11 protein-coding genes are annotated in these 17,094 nt (G+C 49.5%); 6 read left to right on the forward strand and 5 right to left on the reverse strand.

Features of this window, described 5'->3' with window-relative positions; translation table 11 throughout:
* The first annotated feature begins 252 nt into the window (after positions 1 to 252).
* Positions 253 to 2,262, forward strand: coding sequence for a prolyl oligopeptidase family serine peptidase (locus LLG96_07645; protein MCE5250079.1), 2,010 nt, complete (start codon positions 253 to 255; stop codon positions 2,260 to 2,262).
* Between the two features lie 77 nt (positions 2,263 to 2,339).
* Here LLG96_07645 and LLG96_07650 read toward each other — a convergent pair whose 3' ends face one another.
* Positions 2,340 to 3,275, reverse strand: coding sequence for a DUF5050 domain-containing protein (locus LLG96_07650; GenBank protein MCE5250080.1), 936 nt, complete (start codon positions 3,273 to 3,275; stop codon positions 2,340 to 2,342).
* Between the two features lie 654 nt (positions 3,276 to 3,929).
* On the opposite strand from LLG96_07650, the gene LLG96_07655 reads away from it, so the two are divergent.
* Both LLG96_07655 and LLG96_07660 read left to right on the forward strand, forming a co-directional pair.
* On the forward strand, positions 3,930 to 5,366 hold the full coding sequence (locus LLG96_07655; protein MCE5250081.1) for a DUF362 domain-containing protein: 1,437 nt from the start codon (positions 3,930 to 3,932) through the stop codon (positions 5,364 to 5,366).
* Between the two features lie 243 nt (positions 5,367 to 5,609).
* On the forward strand, positions 5,610 to 6,629 hold the full coding sequence (locus LLG96_07660; protein MCE5250082.1) for a carbon-nitrogen hydrolase family protein: 1,020 nt from the start codon (positions 5,610 to 5,612) through the stop codon (positions 6,627 to 6,629).
* A gap of 138 nt (positions 6,630 to 6,767) precedes the next feature.
* Here LLG96_07660 and LLG96_07665 read toward each other — a convergent pair whose 3' ends face one another.
* From LLG96_07665 to LLG96_07675, 3 genes are all read right to left on the reverse strand, one after another.
* The gene (locus tag LLG96_07665) at positions 6,768 to 7,937 is read right to left on the reverse strand and encodes a uroporphyrinogen decarboxylase family protein (protein ID MCE5250083.1); all 1,170 of its coding nucleotides are present in this window, start codon (positions 7,935 to 7,937) and stop codon (positions 6,768 to 6,770) included.
* A 73-nt stretch (positions 7,938 to 8,010) separates the two neighbouring features.
* On the reverse strand, positions 8,011 to 9,021 hold the full coding sequence (locus LLG96_07670) for a hypothetical protein (GenBank protein MCE5250084.1): 1,011 nt from the start codon (positions 9,019 to 9,021) through the stop codon (positions 8,011 to 8,013).
* Between the two features lie 101 nt (positions 9,022 to 9,122).
* Positions 9,123 to 10,202: a hypothetical protein gene (locus LLG96_07675; protein ID MCE5250085.1), complete on the reverse strand. Its 1,080-nt coding sequence runs from the start codon at positions 10,200 to 10,202 to the stop codon at positions 9,123 to 9,125.
* A gap of 390 nt (positions 10,203 to 10,592) precedes the next feature.
* On the opposite strand from LLG96_07675, the gene LLG96_07680 reads away from it, so the two are divergent.
* The 3 genes from LLG96_07680 to LLG96_07690 all read left to right on the forward strand — a co-directional run bounded on the left by LLG96_07680 (position 10,593) and on the right by LLG96_07690 (position 15,634).
* On the forward strand, positions 10,593 to 10,970 hold the full coding sequence (locus tag LLG96_07680) for a BlaI/MecI/CopY family transcriptional regulator (GenBank protein ID MCE5250086.1): 378 nt from the start codon (positions 10,593 to 10,595) through the stop codon (positions 10,968 to 10,970).
* Positions 10,967 to 13,918 carry a T9SS type A sorting domain-containing protein gene (locus LLG96_07685; GenBank protein MCE5250087.1) on the forward strand — a complete coding sequence of 984 codons (2,952 nt, stop codon included), beginning with the start codon at positions 10,967 to 10,969 and terminating at the stop codon, positions 13,916 to 13,918. The genes LLG96_07680 and LLG96_07685 overlap by 4 nt, the downstream gene beginning before the upstream one ends.
* Before the next feature lie 93 nt (positions 13,919 to 14,011).
* Positions 14,012 to 15,634: a T9SS type A sorting domain-containing protein gene (locus tag LLG96_07690; GenBank protein MCE5250088.1), complete on the forward strand. Its 1,623-nt coding sequence runs from the start codon at positions 14,012 to 14,014 to the stop codon at positions 15,632 to 15,634.
* Positions 15,635 to 15,844: 210 nt separating this feature from the next.
* On the opposite strand, the gene LLG96_07695 is transcribed toward LLG96_07690, so the two are convergent.
* A complete protein-coding gene (locus LLG96_07695; GenBank protein ID MCE5250089.1) occupies positions 15,845 to 16,720 on the reverse strand; it encodes an HDOD domain-containing protein in 876 nt (291 codons plus the stop codon).
* Between the last annotated feature and the right edge of the window lie 374 nt (positions 16,721 to 17,094).

Here is a 17,094-nt window from a genome sequence, read left to right on the forward strand (position 1 = left end):
GTAATAAACATACAACAATACATGACAGGTGTGCGGTGTCCTGTATCACACATATGAGGCAAAAGCCTTCTTATTGCATAGAAAACCTTTACAGCACTGATTATTTTTTTAAAAATCATCATTTTTGCAACAAATCTTTATTATATATACTCATTGTGTATAATATGCAGATTGGAAAGTGAATTATTCAGTCCTGCTTCATTCTACCTGATCTTTCCAGAGAAAATTGCAATTCCTGCATGGGAGGCTGATATGTATTTGACGAATCGAAACACGGAAACACGTGGACTATGGTTTTTTATTCTTCTCATCTTCCTGGCGAATCCGGTGGTCAGCCAGAATCTGAATGTCGAAACCATTTCGGTCGATCCCGACCGGATGAACCGTTACCTCGTCGCCGAAGCGGAAAAACTCCGCAATGAAGCCTGGGAACGTATCAATACCCCTGAAAAACTCGAAAAAGAGCGTGATACCCTGCTTCGTGAATTTCGTTTCATGATCGGTCTGGAGCCCCTTCCGGAACGCACGCCGCTCCATGTTACGATAGTGCGAACCGTGGACCGTCCCGAATACACTGTCGAAGTACTCCATTACCAGAGTCTTCCCGGTTTTTATGTTACGGCGAATATCTATCGCCCCAAAAAGGGGAAAGCACCTTTCCCCGGAGTAATCTGGGGACCTGGACATTCGGCACATCCCGATGGCGCAAAAGCGCTACGCCAGAATTATGCCATCCCCTGGGTTCGCGCGGGGTATATCTGCATGATCATCGACCCGATACAGGTTGCCGAGGTGTTCGGCATACACCGCGGAACACATTCGTGGGAATTTTACGACTGGTATGCCCGCGGTTATACACCGGCGGGTATCGAGGTATGGAACGCCATGCGGGCTGTCGATTATCTTCTGACCCGCCCCGATGTCGACGGGAGCAGACTGACCATCAATGGCGTCTCGGGAGGCGGTCACCTGAGCTGGATGACAGGAACGGCGGACGACCGCATTGCCGTTGTCCAGCCGGTTGCCGGTACTGCGGATGTTCTCGCCCATATAGAACTCGACCTCCAGCAGAGGCACTGCGATTGCGCCTATTTCATCAACACATACCGTCACGACTGGTGTACTCTCGCCGCGCTCATATCGCCGCGTCCTCTCCTCATGCATAACTCGACCGATGACATCTATTACCCTCCCGAAGGATATAAGCGTGTACTGGAACAGGCCCAAACCCTGTATTCATTCTCAGGAGAACCGGATAAAACCGGTATGTTCGAAGTGCCGGGCGAGCACGGTTATTTTCAGGCTCAGCGTGAAAAAGCGGTAGAATGGAGCAACTACTGGCTCATGGGAAAAACCACAAAAATCGAGGAAAAACCGTTCGATCCGATAACGGATGCCGAGCTGTCGGTTTTTGGAGAAGCAGTACCCCCGGATGCCATAAATGCCGGGATACAGGAAACATTCATACCAGCCGCGAAACCTGTTGTCTGTGAAAATCTTGAACTATGGAAGATTAAACGGTCGGAAATTCTCGACAAACTGAATACCGTTGTGTTCAGAAACATGCCCCGGCCGTGGAAAGGAGTTGTCAAAAAAACGGGCATCGGCAATGCATGTATTCTCGAAACGGAACCGGGTATCGAGGTGGGAATGATTTCCTGGTCTCCATCCCCGGAAGGAGGTAAGAAACCTGCTGTGCTCTATATTGCCTCTCCGGGGGATACCGAGAACAGCGCCTCAAACTTCCTGAGAAGCTATCCGTTTCTGTCCGACTCGACCACACGTCACATTGTTTATCCGAGAGGAATCGGCACTACAATCTGGAATGGCATAGAGAGAAGAAGATTCGAGCGGTGTGCAATGCTTCTGGGACGGACGGTGGATGAGATGAGGCTCTATGATGTACTCTGTGCTGTCGATTATGTGGCGTCGCTGCCCTCGTTCGACGGGCACCTCACTATTACCGGAAGAGGAATGCAGGGCCTGCTCGGTGCATATGCCGCTCTGCTCGATGACCGTATCGAACGGGTAATTCTGCATTCCCCGCCGCTCAGCCACAGGAGCGGCCCGATTTTTCTTAATATACTCCGATACACCGATATTCCGGTCTCGCTTGCCCTGCTCGCGCCGCGGGAACTTGTGTTTCTGACTTACGAGATTGAATCGTTCGATTACACGAAAAAGGTGTATCATCTGTATAACGCAGATAATCGTTTCCGCAGGGGCTATACGGTGACACAGATATTGAACACAGAAAAATGAAACCCGGATTGATTATTTTCGATGATTATGCGAGGTCTGTCGGGACATCATCATGATACAGGTTGTAAAGCCAAATGTTACTTGTACGCCCGCGCCCATGAAGGACAATCATCCAGCATTTTATTATCGGTCACCGCATGCTGGTCGGATCCATCGGCATTCATGACATATACCTCACGGTTGCCGTCACGGAGGCTGACAAATGCGATCTGTGATCCGTCCGGCGACCATACCGGATTGATGTTCATCTCGGTACTGTTTGTGAGGTTCACAATATCTGAACCATCGCTTTTCATGACATAAATATCATAATTACCGTCCCGGTTGGACATGAAAGCAATTCTTGCACCGTCACGCGACCAGGAAGGGCAATCGTCCTGAGCAGTGCTGTCGGTGATTTTTGTCTGGTTAGAACCATCGGCATTCATGACATATATATCCGTGTTCTCCTCGATTGTGGTGACATAGGCAATCCTGGTTCCATCCGGAGACCATGACGGCGCGGAATTGAGATCGGGGGTATTGGTCAGATTAACCGGATCGGAGCCGTCAAGACTGATAACAAATATATCGCTCGTTTTGCTCCGGCAGCAGACAACAGTTTCATACACAATTCTGGTTCCATCAGGCGACCAGTTCGAACGGCCGATACCGATGGCTTTTTCGTGAACTCTCCGTATACCTGTTCCGTCGGCATTGACAATGAACAGACCAAATGCGTTTTTGCTGCTACGGTTGCTTGCGAAAGCGACCATCGTGCCATCGGGAGACAACGAAGGATAACGGTTCCATCCCTTGCCGTCGGTCAGTTTTACAGGATTCGAGCCATCGGAGTCGATAATCCATATATCGAATGTTCCGCTTCTTAGGGACTCGAATACGATTTTCGACGGAGGTACGTTTTTCTTGCCTGCTCCGGGGGCGTCCGAAGATTTCTCTTTTGAACATGATACGAAAGAAATCGCACTTACAAACACAACAATGATTACATAATACAACATACAGTTTTTCATTGATTACACCTTTATAAGGACAGTATCATTCGATAAAGATTGAACAGCATATGATTATTCTGCAATCCATTATCACCCAAAACACCGGAGAAATCCTCAATAATGTTACCATGGAATATCCGATAAATCAAGTGGTTATTTTAATGATCCGGCCATCCCCTTTTTTCAGAACACTTTTTTATATGTTACTTCCTTTACGTGCCCAAAGGAAGTAACCAGGGAAAGGGCACCCCGTGAAAAGCCTTTTTCCCCGTTCACTGCCCGTTTTTCGGGAATGTGTGAACTCACGAGCCTTCGGCCCGCTCGGACAGCACCCATTCTTTTTCCGAAAACCGGTTGTGACCATGGGGTTTTTCAACGTGTTTATAAATTCACAGGTCTTGATGGTCTATCTTCTATTATAATCAATGTATTACAATACAATTCATCGTGGTTTTGGGAGATAGCCACGTTATTTTTACTGATTTGACGATCCCCATTTTTAAAAACGTTTTTTATATCACCAATAAAAAAAACTGTCTTATACCGGGTATTTTTTTTACTTTTCAGTAAAATACTTTTCAAGTTCTTCTCAAAAAGGTTGATTCCCGTACTTATATCATATTCCAGAGCGTGATATTACTGTCATCTGAAGCAAATATGAGGAGGTATCAAATGGATAGAAGGGATTTTTTGAAAAAAACAGCCTCGACTGCCGGACTGGTCTGCGCCGGAAGCGAACTCGCCAGCCTGATGATACCGACCGAGGCTGGAGCGGTGGCTACCGGCGGCGGAATCGACATCGAGGAAGGCGTATGGATGCTCGAATCGGGAAAAGAGCGTAATGTCATGCCACAGATACGGCCTGAAATCCTCAATAATCCGCGCGCCGTTTTTCTCATCGAGACCCATGTGAGCGGTTCTCCCGATCCGCAGGGATTTTTCACCGACTCACGCGACCAGATTTATGAAACTGGGAAAAAAATCGTGCCCGATATTTTTGTAAAAGGTTCCACAAAAGGCGGATCGACATTTATCAAAATGAACTATACATGGATTCCCGATAATTCATACAGCCCGGTGACCGGAGTCATCACCTCTTCTGACTTTGCGGCAGGATTTGTCGAGGGACTCCGTGAAATCGGCAACACCAATGTCATGCTCGGAGACCGCGGAGGAACGAACATCCGTAACCACCGCATGACCGGTATTTACAACGTCATGGACGCGCACAATATCAACGTGATGATGCCAACATACGAGCGCTTCAGCCATTACAACAAAAACGAACTCAACTGGCATAAAGTTCCCAAACCGGTAGTCTGGAACACCATACCGACCTACAGACCGCTCGGGGATCCGGACAACATGTTCATCAACATGCCAAAACTCAAGAACCACTACCTCACGGGCACCACACTCTCGGTAAAGAATCTCCAGGGATCGGTTCCGACCGGTTACGGCCATTACTGCAATGAGTGGGCGGAGCTCGATTTCCTCATTAAAAATGTCTACATGATTAATCCCAGGCACTTTACGAAAGACTGGAGAGAAAGTGTCGAGGCGGCTTTTCTGAAACACCGCGAGGCCGGATTCAAATACTGGGATTACGAGGGCGCCTACAAAAAATACGAAGCCGAAGGAGGACGGCCTGCCTTCGATAAAATCCGGGAAAACCGTGAAGCCGTCCGGGAATTCATGAAAGAGCATCCCTACCTCATGCGGGACGAACTGTGGACCCAGCGTGCGCTCGATTCCGCATCGGCCATAAAACCCACGATCAACATCGTCGAGGGCGTCATAGGCCGTGACGGCGACGGGTTCAGTATCGGAAAGGACGAGCTGTGCAACATCGTTATAGCAGGCCTTTCCACCTTCGAAACCGATGTGATCGGCTCGTACATCATGGGGCAGAATCCGCAGGAGCTCTGGTTCACCCGTGTCATGAAAGAACGGGGACTTGCCGAGTGCGATCCCGAAAAAATCGACGTCTACTTTATCAGGAACGGTGAGGTCACACCGGTCAAAAACCTTGCCGGGATTCGGCGGTACAAACTCGGGTGCAATATCCATGCGATGCTCAGGGAAACCGGCAAACGGCTCTTCTGGTGATAACCTGATTCTGCGATACCGGGAGAATGATTTATATGCGTAAATATTCCGTTAATTGAATCTATTCGCAAGATTCAATAGAACACGGATTATACGGATATACGCGGATTTGTTTTTATATATCTTTTTGATGTCAACATTTAATTGTCATTAAAGATAGTATTAATAATCTATTATATCTCTTCGTGCCTTTGTGCCTTTGTGGTGAAATATTTTCTCGAATAATCCGGGTCAGGAATAATGATGAAAAGAAGAACCTTTGTAAAGGCAGCGGCGGCAGGCGGTTTTACAGGTATACTCGAACAGGGATGTTCGGCGATGGTCAACCGGTCGAAACCGCCCAATCCCGAATATCTCAATAAAAGCAGTACGGGGCAGACAGCGGCTCTACTGTCCGTTGCCACCTGCCAGTTCACGGTTACCGGCAATATCGAAAACAACTGCAGGACGGTTTTGCGGCTCATGGACACTGCAAAAGCCGAGGGCGCCGATGTGGCACATTTTTCCGAAACATGCCTCGGCGGATATGCCGGAGTCGATTTCGAGACATTCGACACATATGACTGGGACACCCTCCGGCGCTGCACCGAAACAATCATGAACCACGCGGGTGAATTACACCTGTGGGTAATTCTCGGCTCGAATCACCGTCTCACCGAAAATCATAAACCTCATAACAGCCTCTATGTTATCGATGACAATGGGAAAATTGTTGACCGCTATGACAAGATGTTTTGCACGGGTAACAAAGAGGGAACATCCGGTGACCTCAAACATTACAGCTCCGGCTCGCATTTTTCCGTACTCACCATAAAAGGGATCATATGCGGGCTGCAGATATGCCATGACATGCGTTATCCCGAATTATACCGTGAACATGCGAAACGGGGCGTTCAGCTCATGTTTCATTCGTACTATAACGGGAAACGGAAATTCAAAAATCCGAAGAACCCCGATGAAAACATCTGGGGAGTCATTACCGAACCGACCATGCAGACGTATGCGGCGGAAAACAACATGTGGATAAGCGCCAATAACACGACAACGCCGGAGAGCTGCTGGCCGAGCTTTTTCGTCCGTCCCGACGGCGTTATCACCGGCAGGCTCAAACGTAACAGAGAGAGCCTGCTCATATCCATCGTCGATACACGGTACTCGTATTACGATGCTTCACGGGAATGGCGGGAGCGAGCCATGAGCGGCGTTTACCACAGTGGGGAAATGATCACAGACGAGCGTTCGGACGACAGAACATCATTGTGAAACGGTGACTTATTTTTACGGTATAGACCCTGAAACGGGTTCAGGGTGAGGTGGATTCGGTCCAGTCGTCATGCTGAACCTGTTTCAGCATCTATCATCAATGATCAATAATACTGACAAACAGATACACTGGGAAGTTTACCGCATATCTTCAATATCATACTCGCCGAGATCGAGGGGATATCTCCCATACTCCCGGACGAGCTTGACCACGTAATCATACCTCTGTCCCGAAATGTTCCCGGGAACGGAATGATCCGACTGGAAAATGAATCCCCCGCCCTTTGCGGCATTGAGTTTCCTCAGCACGATCTTTTTCAGGTCATCGAGTTCTGCCTGCGCCCAGTCGAGCACATCCATGTTGCCGCAGAAGGCAATGCTGTGCCCGTATCTGCGCCGCAGATCGATCACATCGAGACCCGCCTTGGCCTCGAGGGGATTGTAGGCATCGACGCCGAGTTCGATGAAATCCCCGAAAATACGGCTGACATTCCCGCAGCCGTGATAGATAACCGGCAGGTTATGCGCATGACAGACATCGATAATGGCCTTTACCCCGGGTTTGAAATAAGTTCGCCAGTATTCGGGTGAGAAAAACATATCCTTACGGTATGCCACATCGCCCCAGATAACCATGCCGTCCAGCATGCCGCCCGCCGCCTCAATCTGGGCTTTCGCCATTTCGACCGAAAAATCGTTGATACGCCCGACAAACGCTCCCAGCTCATCTGGATAGAGCCCTATCCAGAGCAGGGCGTTTTCCGAGCCGATAATCCGCCAGAGAGTCTCATAGCCCTCGCATACGCTTCCATATACGGGGAAATCCGGATAGAGCGACCGCACCGAATCGATCCAGGGCGGGCTGTTTCTGAAAAACCCGTCGCCGACGCCGGCTATCTGGTTATCGCCGCCGTTGAAATACCGCCGCTCGTCATGAGGATCATCGAAGCGGAATGCCGTCATCTTCTCAACGGTATCGGTACCGAATTCGAGGTACGCCGGCATGGGATGGTCATACTTCTTCTGTATCACCGCCTCGAAACCGGTCCGGACAACAATTTCCTCATCATTTTCGCGGAGAACCTCGAACTGCTTTATGTGGGGATCCATATTGGGCACCGTCACAATCCAGTCGAGGTCATAGTAACGATAGATGTCAGCGTCAGCCGGAAGACCAAGGTCCTTTTTCCAGCGCTCGATGAAACTCCCCCAGAAAAAGTCGCTCACCGGCACACGGTCGGGCTCGATGTGGCGGAGCGTTTTATTCATCCTGTCCAGCTTGGCAAGACACGAAGCCGTTCTTTCCATGATTCCGAACTCCTTCTAACGCTAATATATTCTTTTTTGGGGCTTTTTGAAGAATTGCCCCTCTTTTCTTCTTTTACAGCGTATTACTCACCGCAACGATGATAATCGCTGCGATAAGCACCACAAGCCCACGGTTAAGCAGTGACCGTGCAGACTGCGGGGCATCCTTCCATTCACCTCTCCAGATTCCCCAGAGATTGCCAATGATAATCACCGAGGACATGAACAGCACCCAGCCAACGACGACTCCGAAGCTTCCGAGTGTCGACGCGCCGAATCCGTACATATACAGGCCGGCGCACCAGAGCAGTCCCATGAGCGCTCCGAGACCCAGGTTACGGACTGTTTCGGGACCGAAAAACTGCCTCATAGTATGCCGTTTCACCATGAGATACAGACAATACAGAACGTTGACAGAACCCCCGCTGGTCAGAATAAGCGCCCAGGCGGTATTGGTCGCGAATGCATCGGATACTCCGGCGCTTTTAGCGGCTTCGATCAGCCCGGCGCTGTATGCGAATCCGACATTCAGGAGGGACGACATGACTCCCGCGGCAATCGCCAGCGCCAGTTTGGCGGTCAATGAACCGGAGCCGGAAGCTGATGGTTCAGATGCGGGCTGTTTGCGTGCAAACGCCCTCGAACAGAGGACAATCCCGACAATGGTGACCATCGTTCCCGCTATGAGTACAAGGCCGCGCACCTCAAACAGGGCGGACGGGAAAAACACGACAAGCGGAATGAGCGCCCCGAGACTCGAAACGGTACCCAGCACGATGGGGTATGCCAGGGCCATACCGAGCCTGTCCATCGCAAGACCGTTCAGCACACCCCCGATTCCCCATAATCCGCCGAAGACGATAAAGACGAGCATGTCGTGAGGCGACACCGTACGGTATATGGAAAAAATGCCGGGCACCGTGAGGATTATGAATATCCAGCTGAAAACAATCATCCCGGAAAGCGCAAATATGGACCAGGTATGTTCCCACTCCCATTTTCTCGTAAAGGTCATGGGAAGATAGAACGAACCCTGCAGAAACCCGGCAATGGAAATAAAAACAAGACCATATAGTATTGCCATAACGCACCCCCGGATTGATTAAATACAGTGAATAAAATCTCAATGCCGCTTTTTATCCGCCCGCTACCGGCATTACATTCAATTATCGGTCCATATATCTATCAAGCATCTCTCCCGAGCGAGCTATAACGGCCATAACGATGAGCGGCTTCGACCATGGCAACAAAATTCCCGGGCGGAATACCATCCATGATGCTTGTGGAGGAACCGAGCACCCATCCCCCTCCCGGAGCAAGGTTGATACAGTATTCCCTCACGCGTTCCCCGATCTCCTCCTTCGTACCGTACGCAAGGAGAACGGTGGGAATATTACCGATAAAGGCCATTTTCCCGGCCCAGCGTTTTTTCACTTCGAAAATATCGTTCGATTCCGGTTCGATGGGATGAACCATATTAAATCCCACATCATAGAGAATCGGCAGAATTTTATCCATCTTCCCGTCGGTGTGCATGAGAAGGAGCTTTCCAAGCTCCTTTGCGGGAGCGATAAGTCGTTTCATGCGGTGCGGGAAAATCTCATCGAACATATCGGGATTGATCATGAGGCCATCATTATGGCCGATGTCGTCATTAACCATGAAAAACGCCACTGCATCGCCGTACCGTACACAAACCTCCCGCATCACCATTTCCTGGTGTTCGAGGAGAATATCCATGAGCTTTTCGAGAAACGGCCGGTCGTCATAAAACAGGAGAAAAGCATCGTTGACACCCACTGCAAGCATTGTGCTGTCGAAAAACGAGGTGAAATTCGCCACAACACCGATTCCTGTTCCTTCGGCGGCCCTGATGTAACGTTCGAGATAGTCGAATTGTTTTTTCATGGGAACCGGCGGTTCGAGGTTTCCCAAATCCGCAGGGCTCTTCACCGTGCCGCCGATGTAATGTTCGGTACCATCGGAAGCCTGGCAGAACACGTTGTTCGGACGCCAGGAAAAATTGCAGAGCACCGCATCCATTCCGAGACGGGCGGCAAACTCGACATAATCCTCGGGGGCAACCGAGATTCCCCCCACGCGCGCGTCCTCGACATCGTATTCCAGCCTCCGACCCAGAACATATTCATAGACCGGCTTGCTCGTAACCCATAATTCAAGGTGCGGCACACGATCGGGCTCTTCATGTTTCAGCGCTTTGATAAGACGGTTGATATCGGATTTTGCATAATCGTGACTATGCATCGACCCTCCATAATTAATTACGTATATGCGGTATTGTACAGGTGATAGATGAATCTATGAAAACTCATTCCAAATGTAAACAAAAAACACTGATCAGCGGATTCCGGACATGAACGAATATGGAGAATTTATTAATGTTTTTTGCACCGGTGGATAAACACTGACATCTGATTTTGTCATGCCGGATTTGTTTCGGCATCAATTCCAGACAGTAATTTCATTATTTATTCGCCGAAGCACTATCTCAGTAGTGAGGACCCGTTTAAAAGGCCGAGCCGGAAAACATGAATAACTATTATAAAAAAAAGCTTGACAAAACTATAGACAAGTGTAAATTTACAGTTGTAAATAAACCTTTCCTGTCCATTTCTTCATATGTCGAGGTATGTTATGGTAAATGAAAAATTCACACGTCTACAACTGCGCATCATGCAGGTGCTCTGGCAGAGAAAACGGGCGACCGCGCGGGAAATAACCGATGCCCTTGCCGCGCTGGAACCGATCGCCCACTCGACAGTGCAGACTCTGCTCAGAAGACTCGAACGCCGGAAAGTAATCGATCATGATGAAAACGATGCCACGTTCGAATACTTCCCGCTTGTTCGCAACGAAAGAGTGGTACAGCAGATGTTCCAGGACTTTCTCGACCGCCTTTTCGCGGGTTCCCCGCAGGGCATGGTTTCTTATCTGCTCAAAAACCGTTATGTAACCCCCGGGGAGCTTAAAGAACTCTCCGAGCTTTCGGAAAAAAGGAGCAATAAGCGGTGAACGGAACACAACTGCAGGCTTGGTTGTTAATCCTCTCCAATTATGCAGCCACCGCGGGGGCGAATCTTTTCCTCCAGTCCGGTGTAGTGATCACGGTTGGCATTGCGGCTGCGCATGTGCTGAGGAAACAGGGGGCGGCTGTCCGTTCTCTGGTGCTTCGGGCATTTCTCACAGCGGTTTTCCTATGCCCGCTCATGTGGATCATTATTCGGGAAACGGGTATCCGGGGATTCGTTATTCATATACCACTCATCACCTCCGTGCAGATGTCTTCCCCTGCTGCTCTGTTGCCAAAGATTCGGAACGATAGTGACGACGTTCATTCCTATTCCGCCCCTCAGTCTTTACCCGGCGGCTCTCCCGACCGGTATCACTATCCTGCGCCTCCTGGTGTCAAAGCGCCTCTCCTGACATCAGACCGCATGGATTCCATGACGAATGAACCGGGATTCTCCGCTACGAGCCATAAAACAATTCACGTGCAGGCGCGGCGATTTCTCCCGCTTAACGGACGGGCACTCGTCTACCTTTCGTTTGCCATTCTCTGGATCACGGTATCTCTCTTTCTTATAGTCAGACTTATTCTGCATCATCTGTACATCATACTCATACGTCGTTCAGCTGTCACCGCAAAGGAATCATTCCGTACAGCCTGCGCCAGAGCGGCACGGGAGATCGGCATCAGTCCTCCCCTTATTCTTCAAAGCCCTTCGGTGTGGAGTCCGTTTCTTGTCGGAATCGTAAAGCCTTGCATCTTTCTCCCTCTCGGGAGGCAGGAAGCGTTGCTCGAAAGCCGGGCGGTTTTCCTCCATGAACTCGCACACTATCGCCGCCGCGACAACCTCTGGAACCTCTTCCGGCATATCGGAGTCGCCCTTATCCCTTACCAGCCGCTTATGTGGATATTATCCCGGCTGATCGAGGAGACGAGCGATTATGCCTGTGACGATGTGGTGATGAGCGCCACCGGTAATCACAAGGCATATGCCCGGAATCTCATTGCCATTGCAGATGCCTGCAATCCCAGAGTCCATGAACTCGTCACAGGGGTGGGTATTGTCTCTGCTTCCCCGCTGCGCCGCAGAATAGAGCGGATTCTCAATGCTTCCCGGGCGATATCTCTCAAAGTGAGCTCATATATGCTCGTGACTGTTTATTCGCTCTGTCTTTCGGTGGTCTTTCTTGCCGGGCTCGTGGGTATTCGCGGAAAAAGCTTTGCTCAGATACGGACTATCCCCGAAACAGTCTCGCGCAAGGCAGCGGAGGTCACTCTCGCGGCGGTTTCAGCTGTAAAAGAGCAGGTAAGCAAGTCGCTGCAACCCGAACAGGCAGAATCTCTCGCATATCATGCGATTCCTCCTCTACAGAAAACACACGACCGGGGTGAAGGTGTTCCGCTGGTTTCCGGACAGCCGAATACCGCACACGATGATTCAGCCGGTTCCCAATCGTCTGAACCCACCGTTACCGATGCAGTAATGGAACACGCATCCGGTGACGGGCTTTCCATGAGCAATTTCCAGGCGGCTGTTTTACATGAATCGGAGCCTGCCGCAGCGGAAACACTGGAAGATACTTCGGAGAAGACCTCTTCAGCACGCCAGACCGACGCATCACAGCCGGAATCAGAACCGGTGGCGTCTCCGGTTCTTTCTCCCTCTCAAGTTGATATCCGATTCGAAGGAACGGACCATCGCGAGTATGTGACTGCACAATCCGGCCCCCTCGAAATAGCGGTTCCGGACGGGCTTCCCTCAACTCTGCTGGAGAGTCTTGAGAACGGTCAGGAAAATCCGGTGTGGTCTCCTACGGGAAAACTCATCGCTTTCACCGGGAGAGGGGGTCAAGGCATCTGGGCGATTCCCGTGCAGGGCGGCAGACCGTCTCTCGCGCTTGACAATACGGGAGAGTCTCTATACGACGGGAGCGTGTCGCCGAGGGGAAAGACGCACATCCTCTGCTTCACTCCCGATGGCGGCGAAATAACCTTCGTGAAATACATCCCGAAAATAAACGGTTTTGAGAAAAAAACCGCCGCTGAAGGACTGTCTCTCATGCCGGTCATCGAGAGTGTCAACATTCGCACCGGCGAGCGCAGGGAGATTGTGAAGGATGCAAGCGAAGGATGCTGGAGCCCTGACAGCAGGTACTTTGTATATGTGGATGGCGACTACTATGGCATCTCCGTACTCGATTTGACCTCCGGTGAATCAAAAAGGATATCCGGCACCGGGAAATCTCCCACGATTACGCCCGATGGTGAATTCATCATATACGTTGACTGGAGCTGGGACGCTACAGATCAGCTCTTCCGCGCCCCGATCGAGGGCGGCCAGCCGGAGCAGCTCACCGGCGAGGGACTCTGGTGGAACCCGAAATGCTCGCCTGACGGCGAATGGGTGCTCTGTTCAGGGTGCGTCATCGAGTACGGATCGTACGCTCTGCTGAGGGCGTATAACCTCAAAAACCAGATGGCGTACGATCTGGTCATCAACAAATCGGAGACCGCGGAGATGGGTGACTGGTCACCAAGCGGCCGTCAATTCTGCTACACGCTCTATGGCGGAGCGTTCATCAACGGCAAGAATATCAAGAAATCTACAATTTACATAAGCGATTTCGGACTGTGGAAATCAGCCCAACCGGATACTGCAGCATCTTCGGAGCCGGTTGAATTCAAACTCATCGGGAATTTCCCGAACCCGTTCAATCCTTCCACCACGATACGGTTCTCACTTCCGGGGGATGGCTTCACGGAACTGGTCATCTATTCGATTACCGGCCAGAAAATCCGGGAGCTCGTTTCACAGGAACTTTCCTCAGGGATACATTCGGTTGTGTGGGACGGGCGTGATCAAAACGGAATACCGGTGTCATCCGGCATTTACATTTCTCGGCTGAAGATGGAAGGAAAGGTTGAGACTGGTCGGATGACACTGGTTAAATAGATAGGGCTCTGAGGCACTAAGGCACTGTCTCCATAATGAATTCCTTCTCATCTTCAGATACATTTCACCTCATTCCATAAGGAGGAATGGGCCATGAAACACACAACTCACACACCGAATGGGACCGTATCACAGTCCCGGAACGTGAAAGCTGTACTGCTTGCGTTCGCCCTGCTGGCCGTAATTTTCATGATAGCAGCGCCCGCGCCCGCCCAGGACGATTTCCCGTGGGCAAAAAGGGTAGTCATTTCCGGTCCTACAAGTGAAGAGCTGAGATCAAAAAACATATTCAAGATGATTGACTTGCCCGATTGCCCTCAGTGGGCGAAGGATATATTCAGCCAGCCCAATGATGTCTATGATCTCGAAGACGATCCTATTAACAAAACAATGACCCTGCTTCAGTTTCTTCATACCTATAACCGGAATCCTTTTTTTACTCCCGATGGGAAATGGATTATATTCGATGATTTCCTTTTCGCCGCATGGATGATTCCGGTAGAGGGCGGTGAGCCTCGTCTTGCAAGTGATTGGTATATGAGTTTCATCCGCGACTGGAATTCGCCTGACAAAAAAATTATCGGGGGATCCGCGGGCATCTGGCGGACATGCGGTCTCACCCCTGACGGTAAAGAAGTAGTCGGTGTCCGCAAGCTCTTCGTTGACGAACAACAGGGGGACAATTCTTACACCGTCACCATGCCGGACGGTACCACCGTGCAGGCAGGCGAATTGCTCACTCGCTCCACCACTCTTGTCTCCCGGAACATCGACACCGGAGTGGAGCGTATCATCTCCAAGGACGCCATACAGGGGCGTTGGAGCCATGACGGACGTTGGTTCGTATTTGTGAAAAGGGATCCCAATATGTTTATCACGCCGAAAGGCTGGAACCTGGACGTTTGGGAGCCGATAATAACGGGAATGTATGTCAGGGACATGTCCAACGGGAACGAGTGGCAGATAGCTCAGATGGCAACCTGCCCCTGCTTCAGTCCGGATGATTCCATGGTCATCTGCAGCATGAAGGACGCAAACGGCCTCTGGCAGATATTCAGTATTCCCTGCGAGGGCGGTGTCCCGAAACAGCTCACCTTCTACGGTCCGAACAACGATGGCAGGAACGCCCGTGTTTCCGATGTTTCTCCGGATGGTCAGTGGATTCTCCATACGGGAGATTTTACTTCCGGCTCTGAAACAAAAACCGGACTCTGCGTTTCTAATATGGTCACCGGTGTGTCGTATCCACTTTTCCCGGATGCGCAGTGTGTAACTACCGAAGGCTCATGGTCTCCGGATGGCAGGAAAATTGTATTCTCCGCAAGCTACCCCGGATTTGAAGACGGTGTCAGGGTAGGTGATCGTTATGCCATTTACGTCATGGATTTCGATCCAATGACCTTCAGAAAGCCATCGGCAGTTGCCGAGTTGGTTCCTGCCGGCTTCGCTGTCACCGGCAACTATCCGAATCCGTTCAATCCATCGACAACCATTTCGTTCAGCCTGTCTGAAATGGGATCGACGACTCTTACCGTATACGATGTGCTCGGCAGAAAAGTCCGGACACTTCTGGATGCTCAGTTACAGGCGGGGAAACACAGCGTTGTGTGGGATGGAAGAGATGATGGCGGGAATATGGTTTCTTCCGGAGTCTATATTCCGCAGCTCGTCAGCGGGGGAAATGTTGCTGCGGGACGCATGATGCTGACAAAATGACAGTTTAAGCTGCAAATGGGTGTCCGGTCAGAAATCTAACCCGGAAAATTCAAAAATGATACCCGGCAGGGACAGGTCACGGCCTGTCCCTGCTTGATTATTACAATTTTACCCGGACACTCTTGAATATATTAAAAAAATTCACACCCGTGTAAATCCGCCCAATCCGCGAGAATTCCTGTTTTATTAAATTTTGTGAATAAACCCAGGTTAATCAATTTCCGTGAAAAAATCCTGAATTTCTTTCTTATATGCACCCAGTTTCTGTTCGATTATATCAAGATTCGATTTTACTTTTTCCTGAGATAATCCAAGAATAGCCAGCGCTGCCGGGGAAGGATCGGGAACGAGCGAATCACAGGGATTGCCTATCTGAATCTTGCGGCACATGTAATCCGCCAGATTGATGATGTGGGGCATTTTATTACCCATCTCGGTCATCGATCCGGGATCATGGTGAAGCGATATTGCTGAGCTGATTTCCTCGGGCAATCCCCAGAGATCGCAGAGTACCTCACCGATCATGGTATGGTCGGTATTCAATATCCTTCGTTCGGCAAGTATGATCCGGCATCTGTTTTCAGCGGCTAATTCGACAACTTTCGCATACTGCACGGGGAAAATCAGAGCAAGAACAATTTTACCAATATCATGAAGCAAACCGATTGTATAGGCGACTTCGGGACGTTCTTTTATCGTAAGCTGGGAAATTATCTGTGAAGCCCTGGCCGTTCCTTCCGAATGCAGCCACAAACCCGGAAGGTCCACTACCGATGAGCCTTCGTTATCGAAGAAATAATGAAGAACCGAAACTGAGACAATAATTTCCTTTATTGTATTGAAACCAAGAACTACCACAGCTCGCGAAAGAGAAGTGATTGTGGTTGAGGAACCATAATAAGCGGAATTTGCAACTTTAAGAATTTTCGCTGTCAGAGGAGGATCGTGCTCGATTACTTTTACAAGATCGCTGATACTCGCCGAATCATCGTAAATGATTTTAGTAACTTTTCCTACTATCCCGGCGGAGGTAGGGATACTCGACTCGATTGACCTTTTAACATCCTCAATAAAATCTATAGACATATACAAATCCTGACTTTTTTTATAAACTGTTTTTATTATTTTATTATCACGGAAGCATATAAGAGGACATATGCACCGGTTATCATGTCATTGAAGAGAAAAACGGTTTACTTCCAAAACAATAGCGGATAACAGCGTCCGTTTCAAATTACAAAAATAAATTTCGCCAATATCGCTCTCCTGGGTCACTTTTTTTAGCCCGGAAAATATGGTATATATAATATCCTTTACAAATTTATCGTACTATTGTTACTCATGAATGTACAATAATTGATAAAGGGGTTTTCATGCAGGATTGATTAAAAAACCTTTAAAATTTATTTGTGCATGTGCATATATTTATATTACTAATATAATATATATCTAATAAAATA

The organism is bacterium, assembly GCA_021372535.1.
GTDB lineage: Bacteria > Latescibacterota > Latescibacteria > Latescibacterales > Latescibacteraceae > JAFGMP01.